Raw genomic sequence first — 18708 nt, forward strand, 5'->3', positions numbered from 1 at the left:
CCTAGCCAGGCACGCTGAATAAAATTCAGCCATGTGCGCCGCCTTAGTCCCCCGCCCCCAGTGCACCGCGTGCCTGCGCCCGCTCAGCGCCTGTATTTGCCGCTGGGTCGCGCCCACCGACCACGCGGTGGAGGTAGTGGTGCTGCAGCACCCGCTGGAGGTTCACCACGCCAAAGGCAGTGCCCGCCTGCTGCATCTCAGCTTGGCACATTGCCGCTTGGTGGTGGGTGAGGCATTTGCCGCGCCGGTCTGGCCGGTCGACGGCAAGCACACGCTGCTGCTGTACCCGGACAGTCCGCAAGAGAGCGCTCCGGACCTGCGAGCCCCACTTCCGCTACCGCCCGAGTGGCTGCAAGCGAAGTCGTCGCGCCTGCGCCTGGTCGTGCTGGACGGCACCTGGCGCAAAAGCCGAAAGATGCTCTACCAAAGCCCGCCACTGCAACAGTTGCCCCGCCTGGCCCTGCGCAACCTGCCGCCTTCGCATTACCGTATCCGCAAAGCCCATGGGCCCGACCAACTCTCTACGCTGGAGGCGACCTGCTACGCCTTGGGCCAACTGGAAGGCGATGCGGCGCGGTTCCAGCCCTTGCTGGATGCCTTCGACGGGTTTGTAGAGTACGTGGAGCAGGCTGGCGGGCAGCGAAACGCGCAAACTGACGAGTCCTGACCTCGACTAAGGGTTACGAGGTTCATTTAAGTGAACAGCCAAATGCCTGGTTCTGGCCGAATTCAGACCTGGCCGCGCGTCATCCAGTAGACAAGAGCCGCGACAAGCAGCCCGTAAAAGGCCAAGCCTATGAGAGTAAGCCCGGCCGTGGTCACCACGCGCCGACCATCGAGCACGAACGACAACGAACCCGCAGCCGCGTGAAGACGTGCCTCATTGCCGTTCAGAGCCTCGCCGCGCCACTTTCCGAGCGAGAAAAGCGAGACAAGGCCCTTTCCGGTCAAAGCAAGCAGCAGTTCAATGACAGCGTCCATGGATAGATGAAGGTCAACGGTGGATGTCTGCTTTTTAGGCGACTGTAGCCGGTCCCTACCTCCAGACCTTCGGAGCCCAAGCCGTCGATCAGCCACTCAAGGTTATCGCCTGAACTCGCTGCAACAGCACGTGCCCCTGCACGAGCTTCACTGAAGCTCAAGCGGACTGCCGCTTTTTCCGTGCAGCCCTTGGCGCCTCGCTTCGCGCCAGCCACAGCCCGCTCGCCACGATCAACGCCCCGCCACCCAGCGTCCATGCATCGGGCGCGGCCTGCCAGAACACCCAGTCCAGCAGGAGCCCCCAGGCGAGGGCGCTGTATTCGAAGGGGGCGATGGCGGCGGCCTGGCCGTGGCGGAAGGCTTCGGCGATGGCCAACTGGCCCAGGAAGCCGCTGATGGCCAGGCCTGCCAGCAGCCAGGTGTGCTCGGCCTGGATCGGTACCCATTGCGGTGCCGCCAACAGGCTGCCGCAGACAGCCATGCCGGCCGTGGTCCAGAAGACCAGCGCGGCGCTCGATTCGGTGCGGCTGATGAGCCGGCCCAGCATGTTCGACAGCGCGTAGCAGACGGCGGCCACCAGAATCGCCAGGGCGCCGGTCGAGAGGAAGGCCCCTTGTTCGGGTCGCAGCGCGATCACGACACCGATGAAGCCCAGCCCGATCGCGATCCAGTGCCGCGGCTGCACCGACTCGCCCAGCATCGGCACGGCGATCAGCACCATCAGCAACGGCGCGATGAAGGTGAGGGTGTAGGCCTCGGCCAAGCCCAGGGTCTTCAGGCCATGGACAAAGAGCACGAGCATCGTCATGTTCAGCGCGGTGCGCAGCAGATGCAGGCGCCAGCGCAGCCGGCGGTTGAAGACGCCGGCGGCCTCGCGCCGCGAAGCGATGTACAGGCACACCAAGGGCAGGGCCGTGAGGCCGCGCATGGCCATCACCTGCACCGGCGGGTAATGTCCGGCCAGGTTCTTGAGCAGCGCGTCCATGCAGGCGAAGAAGGCGCAAGCCAACAGCATCGCGGCGATGCCGCGCAGGGTTCCGGTCGAGTGCATGGTCGGGTTGTCTCGCGGCCGTGGCCGGAGGGATGGGGCTTGTGGTTTGATCGCCTGGCGTAGGCGCTATGAACGTCTGGTGCTGGGCGGATTCTGCCTTCGATCAGCGCGTTGCAGGACGCGCGTGTTCGACCCGCAAGGCCGGGCAGGCGCATGGTGATGCGCTGGGTACATTGCGTCCTCGGACGCTGTGGGCCAGCAACAGCATCGCAGGCCGCTCGCAAAAGAGCATCTCCCCTCCCGCCGCCAGTGGCACACTGCGCCTGTCGTCCCCAGCGGGCATTCCGGCGCGATGCGCTTCCAAGAATGACGTCCACATCCAGCGCAGCGACAACGGCAATGGCACCGCTCGCGGCACCGTCCCCCGGCCCCCTGCATGGCAAGCGGCGGACACCGATGCTGGTGCTGGCCGCGATCGGCGTGGTCTACGGCGACATCGGCACCAGCCCGCTCTACACGCTCAAGACGCTGTTCGACCCGGCCAACGGCATGCCGCTGAATCCGACGAACGTGATCGGCGTGGTGTCGCTGATCTTCTGGTCGCTGATGATCGTGGTCTCGCTGAAGTACGTGGTGCTGATCATGCGGGCCCACAACCATGGCGAGGGCGGGATCATGGCGCTGCTCGCATTGGCCGCGTCCTCGGTCGCCGACCGCCCGCGGCTGCGCCGCGTGCTGCTGCTGATCGGCGTGTTCGGCGCCTCGCTGTTCTACGGCGACGGCGTGATCACGCCGGCGATCTCGGTGCTCAGCGCGATCGAGGGGCTCGAACTCGCGGCGCCCGGGCTGGCCCAGTACGTGGTGCCGATCACGCTGGCCGTGCTGGTGCCGCTGTTCCTGGTGCAGAAGCGCGGCACCGCGGGCATGGGCGCGATCTTCGGGCCGATCATGGTCGTGTGGTTCGTGGTGCTCGCGGGCGCAGGCGTCGCGCATCTGCTGGCGGCACCGGCCATCCTGGCGGCCCTGAATCCGCTCGCGGGCCTGGCCTTCTGCCTGCATCACGGCTGGCTGGCCTTCGTCGCGCTGGGCGCGGTGGTGCTGGCGCTGACCGGCGCCGAGGCGCTGTATGCCGACATGGGGCATTTCGGCGCGACGCCGGTGCGGCTGTCGTGGTTCAGCCTGGTGTTCCCGTCGCTGGCGTTGAACTACCTGGGGCAGGGCGCGCTGCTGATCGCCAATCCCAAGGCCATCGAGAACCCGTTCTTCCTGATGTTTCCTGGCTGGGCCTTGGTGCCGATGGTGCTGCTGGCTTCGGCCGCCACCGTGATCGCCTCGCAGGCCGTGATCTCGGGCACCTATTCGATGACCAAGCAGGCCATCCAGCTCGGTTTCCTGCCGCGCATGCAGGTGCGCTACACCTCCGAATCGGAGGCCGGCCAGATCTATGTGCCGGCGGTCAACTGGCTGCTGCTGGCGGCCGTCGTCATGGCCGTGCTGGGCTTCGGCTCGTCGACGGCGCTGGGTTCGGCCTACGGCATCGCGGTCACCGGCACCATGCTGATCACCACCTGCCTGACCTTCTTCGTGGTGCGCTACGCCTGGCGCTACAACTGGTGGCTGTGCGTGCTGGCGACCGGCTTCTTCCTGATCATCGATGTGGCCTTCTTCTCCGCCAACCTGCTGAAGATCGTGCAGGGCGGCTGGTTCCCGCTGGCCATCGGTGCCGTGATGTTCATCGTGCTGACCACCTGGCACCGGGGCCGCGAGATGATGGAGCGCGAGGCCAGGGAGCGTGCCGGCACGACGCCGCTGGGGCCCTTCATCCAGGCGCAGGTCGGCCACAGGACGGACCGTGTCGAAGGCTCGGCGATCTACCTGTCGATCAACCCCAACGGCGTGCCGCATGCATTGCTGAAGAACCTCGAGCACAACCACGTGCTGCACGAGTGCATGGTCTTCCTCACGGTCGTCAACCACGAGGTCCCGCGCGTGCCGGCGGCCGAGCGGATCACGCTGACCGACCTGGGCGCGAACTGCTTCCACCTGAGCGTGCAGTACGGCTTCAAGGACCGTGTGCATATCCCGATGGCGCTCGAGCTCTGCGCGCGCCACGGGCTGCTGTTCAAGCCCAACAAGGTCTCCTACTTCCTGAGCCGCGCGTCGCTGGTGCCGAGGCCGGGACACGGCATGGCGATCTGGCGCGCGCGGCTGTTCGCCACGATGCTGCACAACGTCGGCAGCGTGGCCGACTTCCTCAAGCTGCCCTCGAGCCGGGTGATCGAGCTGGGCGTGCGCATCGAGATCTGAGCCGGCCCGCCCGGGCTCAGCGCGCCGATTCGAGGTGCGTGACGGTCGGCTTGCCCTGCACGACCTCGACGTGGAAGCGCACCTTTTCGCCGGCCTTGACCTGGTCGAGCATCTTCCGGTCCGCGACGTCGAAACCCATGGTCATCGGGGGCATCGCGAGGTTGGGGATGTCGCCGTGCTTGAGCACGATCAGGCCGCGCGCCGGATCGATCTTCTGGACCACCGCGTCGGTCAGCTGGCCGGCCCCGGCCTGCGGCTGCGCCGGCATCTGCATGGACGCCATGGGGTCCTTCGAGGGCTGGGCATGGGCCAGGGCCGCCGACGCGGCGAGCAGTGCGAAGGCGAGGGAAAGGATGGTTTTCATGGTGTGACTCCTGGGGTTCAATGACTTGATTGGGTTGAAGAAGAAGGACGCGAGGCGTGCGCCCGGCCACGGCGCCGATGCAGCAGGTACCAGGCCGCCGGCACGACCAGCATGCTCAGCAGCGGTGCGCTGACCATGCCGCCGACCATGGGCGCGGCAATGCGCGTCATCACCTCCGAGCCCGTGCCGTGGCCCCAGAGGATGGGCAGCAGGCCGGCCATCACCACGGCCACGGTCATGGCCTTGGGCCGCACGCGCAGCACCGCGCCTTCGCGGATCGCGGCGCGCAGGGTGTCGTCGTTCATCGCTTCGCCGGCCTCGAGGCGCCTGGCCAAAGCGTTCTTGAGGTAGACCAGCATCACCACGCCGAACTCGGCCGCGACGCCCGCCAGCGCGATGAAGCCGACCGCGGTGGCCACCGAGATCGAATGGCCCAGCGCCCAGATCAGCCAGAAGCCGCCGATGAGCGAGAAGGGCACGGCCGCCATCACCAGCGCCGCATCGGCGAAGGACCGGAACAGCAGGTAGAGCAGCACGAAGATCACGGCCAGCGTGAGCGGAATCACCAGCGCGAGCCGCTCGGTCGCGCGTTCCAGGTACTCGAACTGGCCCGACCACGACACCGCGTAGCCGGGCGGCATCTTCACGGTCTGGTCGACCGCGGCCTGCATCGCTTGGACGGCGGAACGCAGGTCGCGCCCGCGCACATCGACGTAGACCCAGCCCGAGAGCCGCGCGTTCTCGCTGCGCAGCATGGGCGGGCCGTCGGCGATGCCGATCTTCGCCACGTCGCCGAGCAGCAGCTGCGCGCCCTTGTCGGTCACGAAGGGCAGCTGCCGCAGGCGCTCCAGCGAGTCGCGGATCTCGCGCGGGTAGCGCACATTGATCGGATAGCGCTCGCGGCCCGCGATGAGCTCGCCCACGTCGTCGCCGCCGATGGCGGTGGACACCACGGCCTGCACGTCGGCCACCGAGAGCCCGTAGCGCGCGGCCGCGAGCCGGTCGACATCGACGTCGATGTAGCGCCCGCCCGTGAGCCGCTCCGCGAGCGCGGAGGACACGCCGGGCACGGCCTTCACGGCTGTTTCGATCTGCGTGCTCAGCGCATCGATGGTGGCCAGGTCCGGGCCCGCCACCTTGATGCCCACGGGGCTCTTGATGCCCGTGGCCAGCATGTCGATGCGGTTGCGGATCGGTGGCACCCAGACGTTGCTCAGGCCCGGCACCTGCACCGCGTGGTCGAGTGCCTCGATCAGCTTGTCGGGCGTCATGCCCGCGCGCCACTGGTCCCCGGGCTTGAACTGGATCGTGGTCTCGAACATCTCGAGCGGCGCGGGGTCGGTCGCGGTGTCGGCGCGGCCGGCCTTGCCGAACACGCGCGCGACCTCGGGCACGGTCTTGATCAGGCGGTCGGTCTGCTGCAGCAGTTCGGCCGCCTTCGACACCGACAGGCCCGGCAGCGCCGATGGCATGTAGAGCAGGTCGCCCTCGTCCAGCGGCGGCATGAACTCGCCGCCCAGCCGCATCAGCGGCACGGCCGTCAGCGCCAGCAGCAGCGCGGCGAGGAGCAGCGTGGCTTGGGGGAAGCGCAGCACCCATTCCAGCGCGGGCCGGTACACGGCCATCAGGACGCGGTTCACCGGGTTGGCGGCCTCGTGCGGGATGCGCCCGCGGATCAGGTAGCCCATGAGCACCGGGATCAGGGTCACCGACAGGCCGGCCGCGGCCGCCATGGCATAGGTCTTGGTGAACGCCAGCGGCGCGAACAGCCGGCCCTCCTGCGCCTCGAGCGAGAACACCGGCACGAAGGACAGCGTGATCACCAGCAGCGAGAAGAACAGCGCGGGGCCGACCTCCACCGAGGCATCGCCCACCAGCCGCCAGCGTTCCGTGGTCGTGGGCTGCCGTCCCTGCGCGGTCTCGAAGGCCTCGATGTGCTTGTGCACGTTCTCGACCATCACGATCGCGCCGTCGACCATCGCGCCGATGGCGATCGCGATGCCGCCCAGCGACATGATGTTGGCGTTGACGCCCTGCCAGTGCATCACGATGAAGGCCGCGAGCACGCCGACCGGCAGGGCCACCACCGCCACCAGCGCCGAGCGCAGGTGGAACAGGAAGACCGCGCAGACCAGCGCCACCACGATGAACTCCTCGATCAGCTTGGTGCGCAGGTTGTCGACCGCGCGGTCGATCAGCAGCGAGCGGTCGTAGGTCGGCACGATCTCCACGCCTGGCAGCAGGCTGGGCTTGAGCGCTTCGAGCCTGGCCTTGACGGCCGCGATGGTGGCGCGCGCATTCTTGCCCGAACGCATCACGACCACGCCGCCGGCCACTTCGCCTTCGCCGTCGAGCTCGGCGATGCCGCGCCGCATCTCGGGGCCGACCTGCACGGTCGCCACGTCGCGCAGCAGCACGGGCGTGGCGCCGCTCGTGGCCAGCGGGATGGTGCGGAAGTCGTCCAGCGTGCGCAGGAAGCCGCGCGAACGCACCATGTACTCGGCCTCGGCGAACTCGACCACCGAGCCGCCCGAGGCCTGGTTGGCCTTCTGCAGCGCGTCGACGACGGTCGATTGCGTGATGCCCAGCGCGCGCATGCGGTCGGGGTCGAGCACCACCTGGTACTGGCGCACCATGCCGCCGATGCTCGCGACCTCGGCCACGTCGGGCACGGTCTTGAGCTCGAACTTGAGGAACCAGTCGTTGAGCGCGCGCAGCTGCCCGAGGTCGTGCGTGCCCGTGCGGTCGACCAGCGCGTACTCGTAGACCCAGCCCACGCCCGTGGCATCGGGGCCCAGCGCTGCGTTGGCGCCCGCGGGCAGCTTGCTCTGCACCTGGTTCAGCGACTCCACGACGCGCGAGCGCGCCCAGTAGGGATCGGTCTTGTCGTCGAACAGCACATAGACGAAGGAGTCGCCGAAGAAGGAGTAGCCGCGCACGGTCTTGGCGCCGGGCACGCTGAGCATCGTGGTGGTCAGCGGATAGGTGACCAGGTCCTCCACCACCTGCGGCGCCTTGCCGGGGAAGGGCGTGCGGATGATGACCTGGGTGTCCGACAGGTCGGGCAGCGCATCGAGCGGCGTGCGGGCCACCGACCAGGCGCCCGCGGCCATCAGGAACAGGGTCGCGATCAGCACCAGGAAGCGGTTGCCGATGGACCAGCGGATCAGGGCGGCGATCATGGTTTGGCGCCTGCTGGCACGCGCTGCACCGACACCAGCTCGTAGCCGATGGGGCCGCCTTCCTTGAATGCGAAGCGCACCGTGTCGCCGGGCCGGATGTCCAGGAACGCATCGGGCGATGCCTTGGCGAAGCCCATCGTCATCGGCGGCCACTGGAGCGTGGCGACCGGGCCGTGCGAGACGGTGATGGCGTCGGGCGCCACGCTCTCGACCCTGCCTTCGGCCTGGTGGATCGCCGCGGCGGGCGCCGACGCAGTCGAGGCCGGTGCAGGTGCCGCCATGTTCCCCAGCACCGCACGCAGCCGCGCCTCGGAGTCGATCAGGAACTGGCCGCTGGCCACCACCTGGTCGCCTTCGGCCAGGCCGGAGAGGACCTCGGTGTCCTCGCCCTGGTCGGCGCCCAGCGACACCTCGCGCGGCTCGAAGCCGCCCTCGGGCTGGCGCACGATGACGACGGCGCGCTGGCCGGTGCGGATCACGGCTTCGGACGGCACGAGCAGCCGGGTGCTGCGCGGCCCCGCGACCTGCAGGCGCAGCAGCATGCCGGGCACCAGCGTGCCTTGGCGGTTGTCGACTTCGAAGCGGGCCTTGAGCGTGCGAGTGGCCGCGTCGATCTCGGGCAGGATCTCGTCGAGCGTGCCCTCGAAGGATTGCGTGGCATCGGCCTGCAGGGCCGCCGTGACCTTTTGCCCCCGCACCAGGCGCAGCGCCTGCGCCTCGGGGATTTGGACCACGGCCCAGACCTTGTCGAGGCCCGCGATGCGGAACAGCGTGGTGCCGGGCGACACGGCCACGCCTTCGCGCACGCCCAGCTCGGCCACCACGCCGGCGCTCGGTGCCGTGAGCACGTAGCGCGCCTGTGCGGTGCCCGTCGCTTCGCTGCGCCGAATCAGGTCGGCCGGGATCGACAGGGCACGCATGCGCTCGCGCGCCGCCGCAACGAGGTCGGCCGACACGCCGGCGCGCTGGAGCGCCAGCAGTTCGTTCTGCGGGCCGAGCCACTCGGGCGCGAAGACCGTCGCCAGGGCCTGGCCCTTGCGCACGCGCTCCATCGGCGCGCGCACCGACAACTGCTCGACATAGCCCGCCACGCGCGTCTGCACGGCCACGTTGAGCCGCTCGTCGAACTGCACGGTGCCGACCGCGTCGAAGGACGTGGACGTCTCGGCGCGCCGCACCGTCGCGTAGCGGATGCCCAGGTTCTGCTGCACTGTCGGACTGACCGCCACGCCTGTGTTTTGCGTCGCGCCTTCGGCATAGACGGGCACCAGCTGCATGTCCATGAAGGGCGACTTGCCGGGCTTGTCGAAGCGCTGGCCCGGCACCATCGGGTCGTGCCAGTAGAGGACCTGGCGGGCGTCGGTGGCGGAAGGGGCCGCCATCGATGCCTCCATCGACGAGCCCGTCCTGCGGCCCAGGTAGAAGGCGCCGGTTGCAAGCAGCAGGGCGGCCAGCAGTGCGATGACGATCGCGTGGGTCCTTTTCATCGCGCCACCTCTTCGCCGAGCGGCTTGAAGGCCAGCTGCACCTGCGTTCTGGCCAGGTCGCGCTGCAAGGCCAGCAGCTTGCGCTGCGCCTCGACCTCGGCATGCCGGGCCTCGAACAGCGTGACCAGGCTGCCCTGGTTGGACTGGTAGGCGGCCGTGGCGGCGGTCGTCCTCTGGCCGGCCGGAACGACGACCGCGCCGCGGTAGCGTTCGATGCGTTGCTGCAGGCGCTGCGCGTCGCTGGCGAGCGATCGGTACTCGGCGGTGGCGGCCCGGGTGGCTTCGGCCAGCGCGGCCTCGGCCTTGTCGGCCAGCGCGAGCTGGGCGGCGGTGTCGCGGTCCTGGCGCTCGCCGGGCGCGATGGCCAGCGGGATGTTCACGCCCACCGACACCATGTCGGCATAGCCGGTGCGCTGGCCGTAGCTGAGGTCCCAGCTCCAGTTGGGCTTGCGGTTGGCGGCGGTCACGTCGGCGTTGCGGCGCGCCATGTCGAGCGCGCGCTGCAGCGTTGCGACCGTGGGGTGCGCGGCCACATAGGCTGGCTCGGTGGGCAGCGTGATGGCGGGCGGCGGCTGCAGGTCTTCGGGCACGACGCCGACCCAGCGATGGAAGGCCACACCGGCGGCGCTCTGCTGCTGCCGGATGTCGGCCGTCTCGTCTTCGGCCACGCCTTTGGCGCCGGCCAGGGCCAGCACCTCCTGGCTGCTGCCCGCGGCCGAGGACAGGCGCGCGCGCGACGCTTCCAGCTCCTCATGGGCGTGGTGTTCCATGCGCGTGGCGAGCTTCAGGTTCTCGCCGGCATAAAAGGCGTCGACGTAGGCCAGCGCGGTCTGAAGGCGGGTGTCGGCGGTGGCGGCCTGCACCTGCACCGCCTCGCGATCGACCGCCGCATCGGCGGCCGCCTGCCGCGCCGCGCGCTTGTCGGCGGACAGCCATTCCTGGCTGATGCCGATGCGCTTCATGGTCATCGAATCGCGCGCGGTGTGGAAGCGGTCCGGCCCGGTGGCGGGCAGGTTGTCGACGCCGATGCGCAGCGTGGGGTCGGGCAGCTGGGCGGCCGCATGGGCTGCCTCGGTGGCGCTCAGGACCCCGGCCTGGGCCGCGCGGGTGCTCTGGGAGCGCTGCGCGGCAAGCTGCAGCGCGGCGTCGAGGGACAAGGACGGCGGGGACGCGGCCGCGGCAAGGCACGGCAGTAGCGCGGCGGCCCAGACGGCCGCGCGCGAGGAGAGAAGGGACATGAGAACTCCGCAGACGAACGAAACAATCGCCGGGTTGCGGACACGCCGCACCGGCACCGATCAGTCGACGGAGGGATCAGACGCGCAGTCTGCGCGTGGAGAGGAAAACGGGTTCGGGCGGCGGATGCTGCCGCTCGGGTTCGGCCTGGCGGGGCAGGGCATGGCCCTCCGACGCCAGCACCAGGGGCATGACCACGATCTGCACGATGGCGGGCAGCGAGGGCGTGCTGAGCTTCACCGGCTCGAAGGACAGCGAGAGGTCCGCGGCATGCTGGAAGCACAGCACCGGCTGGGCCATGTCCATGCCCTCGCAGGGCGCGCCTGTCGCCATCATCTCGGCCATGGCGTCGGTGTCTGGCACGCCGGGGCAGACATAGCTCGCCAGCGCCAGCTGCGAGAACAGCAGCGACAGGACCACGGCGAAGGCGGTCAGGCAGCGATGGAGGGAGCGGCGGCGGGCCATGAAGACGCGGAGTGTAGCGCGGCAGGCCGCGGCTTGCAGGAGCCGGGGTTCAGGTCCTGGATTGCGACTGCGACTGCGACTGCGACTGCGACTGCGACTGCGACTGCGATGGCGATGGCGATGGCGATGGCGATGGCGCGCCCTCGCGCGTCGCGGGTGCTGCCACGGCCTCCACCGCGGGTTCGTGTGATGGCCGGACCGTCACCCCCACGTCGAGCGTGTGGCGCGCGCCGCCGTGCAGCACGCCGCGCATCGGCGAGACGTCGGCGTAGTCGCGGCCGATGGCCAGGGTCACGTAGTCTTCGCCCGGCTGGCGGCCGTTGGTCGGGTCGAAGTCGGCCCAGTCGCCAGGGCCGTCCGCGCCGGGCAGGTAGACCGACACCCAGGCATGCGAGGCGTCGGCGCCGACCAGCCGCGGCTGGCCCGGCGGCGGCTGCGTGAGCAGGTAGCCGCTGACGTAGCGTGCCGGCAGGCCCATGGTGCGGAAGCAGGCGATCAGGATGTGGGCGAAGTCCTGGCACACGCCCTTGCGCTGGGCCAGCGCCTCGACCGCGGGCGTGCTGATCTCGGTGCTGGTCGCGTCGTAGTCGAAGTCGCGGTACATGCGCAGCATCAGGTCCGTCGCGACCTCGAAGGTCGGGCGGCCCGGCACGAAGCTGGCGCGGGCGTAGGTGGCGAAGTCCTCGTGCCGCGGCACGTAGTGCGAGGGAAAGACGAAGTCCGAGGCGGGGTCGAAGGTCGCACCCTTGGCATAGCGGAAGCGCTCGCGCACCGCCTCCCAGGGCAACTCGCGCGCGATGCTCTTGGCCAGCACCGGCTCCGAGGTCTCGACCACGCTCTGGGCCTTGACCACCAGGTGTTCGTGGGTCGACTCGAGCGCGAAGAAGGCCCGCGTGTTGCCGTAGACGTCGGCCGACTCGCTGCGTTGCGCGGGCTCGGGCGTGATCGACAGCGCATGGCTCAGCAGCTTCTGCGAGGCGGTCTCGCGCGGTTTGAGGTGCGCCAGGTGCTGCGCGGTCTCGACCGGCGGCACGTAGTCGTAGCGGGTCTCGTGGGTGACGTGCAGGCGCATCTCAGTTCTCCGTGGCAGTGCGCGCCGAGGACAGCGGATGAACCTGGCACAGGCGAAGGCCAGGGATACCGCGGAACCGGCTTTGCCGGGCCGCTGGTATCGCCCCCTCGAGGGGGAGGCGCCGCAGGCGCGTCGGGGGTGGTCCAGAGATACCGCGGAACCGGCTTTGCCGGGCCGCAGGTATCGCCCCCTTGAGGGGGAAGCGCCGCAGGCGCGTCGGGGGTGGGCTTCTCATACGCCGACCGAGCGCACGGACTCGGAAGTGAGCGTGAAGTAGCGGATGCCGATCGCATCCGACACGTGGTAGGCCGCGGTCTCGCAGAACTCGAAGAGCTGGATCAGCGCGGGGTAGCGGCCTTCGGCGTCGGTCTCGCACAGGTGCTCGAGCGTCCACATGGCCGGGTCGGGCAGCTCGTACGAGAGTGCGGTCAAGGTGCCGGGCGCGCTGCCCGCGAGCTTGGCGATGCGCCCGCGCAGCGTCTGCGTGACCCAGGCCAGCGAACGCGGGTTGTCGCCGTCGAGCACCAGCAGGTCGACCATGGTCGCCACGTCGCGGCGCTGCTGGTAGCGCGCGTGGAAGGTGATGGTGCTGTCGAACAGCGCCACCATGGCCTCGAAGCCGCTGACCTCGTGCACCGCGCCGTTGGCGAAGCCCGCGGCCATCGCGCTCGACAGGAAGGCCAGCCGCTCGATGTGGCGGCCGATGGACAGCAGGCGCCAGGCATCGTCGCGCGTCATGCGGTCGGTCTGCGCGCCGGTCATGGACGACAGGGCGGCGCTCGCGGCCTCGAGCGAGCGCAGCGCGGCACCGGCGGCCAGCGTGCCGTCGAGCCTCTCGCCGGGCTGCTCGGTGGTCTGGTGCAGGAAGTCGATCTCGGCGCGCACGATCTGGTTCCAGTGGTCCTGCGACAGCCGCTCGCGCACCGCGGCCGCGGCCTGCCGCACGCAACGCAGGTTGTAGCCCACGCTGCCGCCGGTCTCGACGTTGCCCAGCTCGGCGATCAGCGCGCGCTCGAACACGCGCCGCGACTTCGAGCCGATGGGCACGCCGGGCGCGATCAGCGCGTTGCGCGTGGCCAGGCCGTGCAGCCATTCGAGCAGCGTGCGGGAGGAGGGGTCCTCGCCGCCCATCAGGTCGAGCGTGATGCGCGCCAGGCGCACTGCGTTCTCTGCGCGCTCGGTGTAGCGGCCCAGCCAGAACATGTTCTCGGCCGCGCGGCTGGTCACGGGCGCGCGGTGCCGCGCCAGCGAGGCCGGCGTGGCCTGCGGCTGCAGCAGCGTGGTGCGGTCGACCTCGCCATGCGTCTGCACCCACACGTCGGCACTGCTGCCGCCGCGCTGCATCGACGCGATCTGCGCATTGGCGCCGGCCAGGCGCGCCAGCCCGCCGGGCAGCACGCGCCAGGACTGCGCGCCGTCGCTGACCGCGAACACGCGCAGCAGCACCGAGCGCGGCGCGATCCGGCCGCGCTCGGCGCGGTCGCTGCCTTCGGCCCAGGTCGGCATCTGCGACAGCGGCAAATAGCTCTGCACCGTGTGCTCGTCGCCCTGGCGCACGATGCGGCCGGCCCATTCGTCGAGCTCGCGCCGGCCCATGCGGCTGCCCAGCACGGCTTCGAAGCTGGTGTGCGAATCCTCGCCCGGGTAGGTGGCCTTGATCGCGCAGTCGCCCAGTTGCGGCAGCGCGGCCTCGAGCGCCGCGCGCTCGCCGCACCACCAGGTCGGCAAGGCCGGCAGCTGCAGCTTCTCGCCGATCAGGCGGCGCGCCAGCGCGGGCAGGAAGCCCAGCAGCGCAGGCGATTCCAGGAAGGCCGAGCCCGGCATGTTGGCCACCAGCAGGTTGCCGGCGCGGATGGCCTGCAGCAGGCCGGGCACGCCCAGCGTGGAGTCGGGGCGCAGCTCGAGCGGGTCGAGGAACTGGTCGTCGAGCCGCTTGATCAGGCCGTGCACCGGGCGCAGGCCCTGCAATGTCTTGAGGTACACGCGCTGGTCGCGCACCGTGAGGTCGCTGCCCTCGACCAGCGTCACGCCCAAATAGCGCGCCAGGTAGGCGTGCTCGAAGTAGGTCTCGTTGTAGGGGCCGGGCGTGAGTAGCGCGATGTGCGGCGGCGAGCCCGCCGGGCACATGCGCTGCAGGCCTTCCATCATCGCGCTGTAGGTCGCGGCCAGCCGCTGCACCTGCAGCTCCTCGAAGGCCTGCGGGAACTGGCGCGAGATGGCCAGCCGGTTCTCGAGCAGGTAGCCCAGGCCGGAAGGCGCCTGGGTGCGCTGCGATACCACCCACCAGTTGCCGTCGGGGCCGCGCGCCAGGTCGAAGGCCGCGATGTGCAGCCAGGTGTCGCCGGGCGGCTTCACGCCGTGCATGGCGCGCAGGTAGCCCGGATGGCCGCGCACCAAGGCCGCGGGCAGCAGGCCTTCGGCCAGCAACTGCTGCGGGCCGTAGACGTCGGCCATCACGCGGTCGAGCACGCGCACGCGCTGCTGCACGCCGGCCTCGATCTGGGTCCAGCTCTCGGGCGAGATGATCAGCGGGAACAGGTCCAGCGACCAGGGCCGCTGCGGGCCGTCGGCATCGGCGTAGACGTTGTAGGTGACGCCGTTGTCGCGGATCTGCCGCGCCATGCTGGTGGCGCGCCGCGGCAGGTCGGCGAAGCCGCCATGGCCCAGGTGGTCGAAGAAGCGGCTCCAGGGCGGCGTGAGTTCGGACGGCGCCGCGGCCTTGGCCGTCGGGGCTGGCGCAGCCGCCGGTGCCTGCGCCGCGTCGTGCAGCACCGGCGCGGGCGCGGCAGTCGGCGTGGCCGGGCGCGCCGGCACGACAGGCGTCGCCGCGCCGCGCAATTCGTCGAAGTGGCCGGCCGAGGCGGCAGGCGCCAGCGCCGAGGCCAGCGCGGCAGGGGATTCGAGCGCTTGGGCTTCGAAGAGCGATTCGTTCAGGGGTTCCACGGTGCGCCGATTGTCACACCGCCGTCATCGACGGCGCCCGCGAAGACGTGACAAATCGCCGCAATACGCATGGAAGCGCTCATCCTTTTCTGAGATCGAGCGTGAAGGGGAATTCGCGGCTGCCCGCGAGTTCGATCGTCGCCGGTGGCGTCTTCATCAGCCCCGGCGTGTGGCCGGTGCGCGTGAAGCGCGACATGCGCCGGCTCTCGGCCTCGTAGGCGTTGACCGGGAAGGTGTCGTAGTTGCGTCCGCCCGGGTGGGCCACGAAGTACTGGCAGCCGCCCAGCGAGCGCTTCATCCAGGTGTCGACGATGTCGAAGGTCAGCGGCGCATGCGCGCCGATGCTGGGGTGCAGCGCCGAGGGCGGGTTCCAGGCCTTGTAGCGCACGCCGGCGACGAACTCGCCGACCGTGCCCGTGGGCTGCAGCGGCAGCACCTTGCCGTTGACGGTGATCACGTGGCGGCTTTCGTTCAGGCCGGTCACGCGCACCTCGATGCGTTCGAGCGACGAATCGACATAGCGCACCGTGCCGCCGGACGAGCCTTCCTCGCCCATCACGTGCCAGGGCTCGAGCGCGTTGCGCAGCGACAGCTCGACGCCCATCGCCTGCACCTGCCCGACCAGCGGGAAGCGGAACTCGAGGTGCGGCGCGAACCAGTTCGGGTCGAAGGCGAAGCCGGCCTGGCGCATCTCGCTGATCACGTCGTCGAAGTCCATCTTGACGAAGGTCGGCAGCAGGAAGCGGTCGTGCAGTTCGGTGCCCCAGCGCGTGGCGGGCGCCTTGTAGGGTTCGTCCCAGAAGCGCGCGATGAAGGCGCGCAGCAGCAGCTGCTGGGCGATGCTCATGCGCGCATGCGGCGGCATCTCGAAGGCGCGCAGTTCCAGCAGGCCCAGGCGGCCGGTCGCCGAGTCGGGCGAGTAGAGCTTGTCGATGCAGAACTCGCTGCGGTGCGTGTTGCCGGTCACGTCGACCAGGATGTTGCGCAGCGTGCGGTCGACCAGCCAGGCCGGCATGTTGGCGCCGTAGATCTCGCGGTTCTTCGCGATCTCCTTGAGCGCGATCTCCAGCTCGTAGACCTGGTCGTTGCGCGCTTCGTCCACGCGCGGCGCCTGGCTGGTCGGGCCGATGAACATGCCCGAGAACAGGTAGCTCAGCGAGGGGTGGTTGTGCCAGTAGAGCAGCAGGCTGGCCAGCAGCTCGGGCCGGCGCAGGAAGGGGCTGTCGTTGGGCGTGGCGCCGCCCATCACGAAGTGGTTGCCGCCGCCGGTGCCGGTGTGGCGGCCGTCGGTCATGAACTTCTCGGCCGACAGCCGGGTCTCGAAGGCCGCGTCGTAGAGGAACTCGGTGTGCGCGACCAGCTCCTTCCAGTTGTTGGCCGGATGGATGTTGACCTCGATCACGCCCGGGTCTGGCGTGACCGCCAGCATCTTCAGCCGCGGATCGCGCGGCGGCGCGTAGCCTTCCATCACGATCTGCAGGCCCAGCTGTGTCGACGTGGCCTCGATGGCCGCGACCAGGTCGAGGTAGTCCTCGAGGCGCTTGAGCGGCGGCATGAAGACGTAGAGCACGCCCGAGGCGCTGCCGACCTTTTCCGCGGCCGGGCCGTTGGCGCGGCGCGGGTCGCGCACCTCGACGCACAGCGCGCTGCGCGTGATCCAGTGGGCCGATTCGCCGCGACCGGGCTGGCGCGGCGTCTTGCCGTCGGCCTCGGTTGCGCCGAGGCCCGTGGTGCTCGCGCTTCCCGGTGTCTGCATGCGCAGCGCCGCGCCCGAGGCCGGCGGCGTGCCGAAGGCATAGGGCACGGTGCCCATGTCGGCCTTGGGGCCGACCGGCGGACCGGCGTAGCGCGCGCGGTAGTCCGCTGCGTCGGGCAGGCTGCCCACGGGCGCGGTCGGGTCGCGGTCGATCAGGTAGGGGTAGTCGCCCTTGCGCACCCAGGGCTGCGAGTCGAGCGGCAGCCGGTAGCCCATGGGCGAGTCGCCCGGGATCAGGTACATGCGGTCGTCGCGCAGGAACCAGGGGCCGGTCTTCCAGCCCGGGCCTTCGAGCGCGGGGGCGTCGCGGTCGGCACTTGCGGGCTCGATCGGCAGCATGTAGCCGATCACCGCGTCGAGCTTCTGCGTGAACACCCGTCGCAGGCGCACGCGCTCCATCTCGTCGTCGAGCTTGGAGTCGAAGGGGTCGACGTTGACCGGCAGCCGGCGCTCGCGCCAGAGGTAGTAGTAGGTGTCTTCGTAGGCCGGCTGGATGTAGCGCTCGGTCAGGCCCAGGCGGTGCGCCAGCACGGTGGTGAAGCGGCGCGCGTCCTCGCTGGTGTAGTGCGTGGGCACGCGCTCGTCGGCGAAGAGTTCGGGGTCGTGCCACACCGGCTGGCCGTCGGCGCGCCAGAAGATCGACAGCGCCCAGCGCGGCAATTGTTCGCCCGGGTACCACTTGCCCTGGCCGAAATGCAGGAAGCCGCCGTCGCCGTATTCGGCGCGCAGCTTCTGCACCAGCTCGGTGGCGTAGCCGCGCTTGGTCGGGCCCAGCGCATCGGTGTTCCATTCGGCCGCGTCGCGGTCGCCGGTCGCCACATAGGTCGGCTCGCCGCCCATCGTGAGGCGCACGTCGCCGGCCGCCAGGCGCTTGTCGACCGCCTCGCCCAGGGCCAGCACCTCGGCCCATTGCTCCTCGGTGTAGGGCTTGGTGACGCGCGGCGATTCATGGATGCGCGTGACCACCATCTCGTGGCCGAACTCGACCTCGGCGTCGTCGACCACGCCTTCGATCGGCGCGGCGCTCGAGGGCGTGGGCGTGCAGGCCAGCGGGATGTGGCCTTCGCCGGCCAAGAGGCCCGAGGTGGCGTCGAGACCGATCCAGCCCGCGCCGGGCAGGTAGACCTCGCACCAGGCGTGCAGGTCGGTGAAGTCGACCGTGGTGCCGCTCGGGCCGTCGAGCGCCTTGACGTCGGGCGTGAGCTGGATCAGGTAGCCCGAGACGAAGCGCGCGGCCAGGCCCATGTGGCGCAGCAGCTGCACCAGCAGCCAGCCCGAGTCGCGGCAGGAGCCGCTGCCGTTGGCGAGCGTCTCTTCGGGCGTCTGCACGCCGGGCTCCATGCGGATCAGGTAGTTGACGTCGGACTGCACCTGCTGGTTGATGCCCACCAGGAAATCGATGGTGCGCTGTTCCTTGCGCTCGATCTTGTCGAGGTAGGCCTGCACCAGCAGCGTGGCCTCGTCGGCCACCAGGTAGGGCGCGAGTTCCTCGGCCTGGGAGGCGGTGTACTTGAAGGGGAAGTTCTCGGCCTGCGGCTCGAGGAAGAAGTCGAAGGGGTTGTAGACCGCCATCTCGACCACGAGGTCGACCGTGACCTTGAATTCGCGCGTCTTCTCGGGGAAGACCAGCCGCGCCTGGTAGTTGGCGAAGGGGTCCTGCTGCCAGTTGACGAAATGCTGCTCGGGTTCGATGCGCAGCGAATACGAAATGATGTTGCTGCGGCAATGGGGCGCCGGACGCAGGCGCACCACCTGCGGGCCGAGCTGCACCGGACGGTCGTACTTGTAGTGGGTGACGTGGTGAAGAGCGGCGTGAATGGACATCAGTGGTTCTCGGAGCGGAGCGAGTGGCGACGTGCCTCAAGTGAGACGCATACTAGCCCACAGGCATAGCAATTTACGCGCCATCAGAGCGTTGAAAGGG

Annotated in this window: 12 protein-coding genes; 2 read left to right on the forward strand and 10 right to left on the reverse strand. The window is 69.8% G+C overall.

What is annotated here, in order from left to right; all coding sequences use genetic code 11:
* Window positions 1–31: 31 nt before the first annotated feature.
* Entirely contained in the window at window positions 32–667 is a 636-nt protein-coding gene (locus tag K0H49_RS20490) for a tRNA-uridine aminocarboxypropyltransferase (protein ID WP_219216374.1), read from the forward strand.
* Between the two features lie 62 nt (window positions 668–729).
* On the opposite strand, the gene K0H49_RS20495 is transcribed toward K0H49_RS20490, so the two are convergent.
* Window positions 730–981, reverse strand: a complete 252-nt coding sequence (locus tag K0H49_RS20495; RefSeq protein WP_219216376.1) for a hypothetical protein — start codon at window positions 979–981, stop codon at window positions 730–732.
* Between the two features lie 157 nt (window positions 982–1138).
* Window positions 1139–2032, reverse strand: a complete 894-nt coding sequence (locus tag K0H49_RS20500) for a DMT family transporter (protein ID WP_219216378.1) — start codon at window positions 2030–2032, stop codon at window positions 1139–1141.
* Window positions 2033–2371: 339 nt separating this feature from the next.
* On the opposite strand from K0H49_RS20500, the gene K0H49_RS20505 reads away from it, so the two are divergent.
* On the forward strand, window positions 2372–4279 hold the full coding sequence (locus tag K0H49_RS20505) for a potassium transporter Kup (RefSeq protein ID WP_374122389.1): 1908 nt from the start codon (window positions 2372–2374) through the stop codon (window positions 4277–4279).
* A 16-nt stretch (window positions 4280–4295) separates the two neighbouring features.
* Here K0H49_RS20505 and K0H49_RS20510 read toward each other — a convergent pair whose 3' ends face one another.
* The 8 genes from K0H49_RS20510 to K0H49_RS20545 all read right to left on the reverse strand — a co-directional run bounded on the left by K0H49_RS20510 (window position 4296) and on the right by K0H49_RS20545 (window position 18608).
* Entirely contained in the window at window positions 4296–4643 is a 348-nt protein-coding gene (locus K0H49_RS20510; RefSeq protein WP_219216383.1) for a copper-binding protein, read from the reverse strand.
* Window positions 4644–4660: 17 nt separating this feature from the next.
* On the reverse strand, window positions 4661–7825 hold the full coding sequence (locus K0H49_RS20515) for an efflux RND transporter permease subunit (RefSeq protein ID WP_219216385.1): 3165 nt from the start codon (window positions 7823–7825) through the stop codon (window positions 4661–4663).
* Complete coding sequence (locus K0H49_RS20520; protein WP_219216386.1) at window positions 7822–9312, reverse strand: efflux RND transporter periplasmic adaptor subunit; 1491 nt, start codon at window positions 9310–9312, stop codon at window positions 7822–7824. Before K0H49_RS20520 ends, K0H49_RS20515 begins: the two co-directional genes overlap by 4 nt.
* Window positions 9309–10550: a TolC family protein gene (locus K0H49_RS20525; RefSeq protein WP_219216389.1), complete on the reverse strand. Its 1242-nt coding sequence runs from the start codon at window positions 10548–10550 to the stop codon at window positions 9309–9311. The genes K0H49_RS20520 and K0H49_RS20525 overlap by 4 nt, the downstream gene beginning before the upstream one ends.
* A 76-nt stretch (window positions 10551–10626) precedes the next feature.
* A complete protein-coding gene (locus tag K0H49_RS20530) occupies window positions 10627–11013 on the reverse strand; it encodes a hypothetical protein (protein ID WP_219216390.1) in 387 nt (128 codons plus the stop codon).
* Between the two features lie 49 nt (window positions 11014–11062).
* Window positions 11063–12085, reverse strand: coding sequence for a transglutaminase family protein (locus tag K0H49_RS20535; RefSeq protein ID WP_219216392.1), 1023 nt, complete (start codon window positions 12083–12085; stop codon window positions 11063–11065).
* A 231-nt stretch (window positions 12086–12316) separates the two neighbouring features.
* A complete protein-coding gene (locus K0H49_RS20540; protein WP_219216394.1) occupies window positions 12317–15028 on the reverse strand; it encodes a circularly permuted type 2 ATP-grasp protein in 2712 nt (903 codons plus the stop codon).
* 79 nt (window positions 15029–15107) lie between these two features.
* Window positions 15108–18608: a transglutaminase family protein gene (locus K0H49_RS20545; protein WP_219216396.1), complete on the reverse strand. Its 3501-nt coding sequence runs from the start codon at window positions 18606–18608 to the stop codon at window positions 15108–15110.
* Between the last annotated feature and the right edge of the window lie 100 nt (window positions 18609–18708).

The sequence above is a fragment of the Variovorax boronicumulans genome (genome assembly GCF_019352895.1).
Taxonomy (GTDB): Bacteria; Pseudomonadota; Gammaproteobacteria; order Burkholderiales; family Burkholderiaceae_C; genus Variovorax; species Variovorax boronicumulans_A.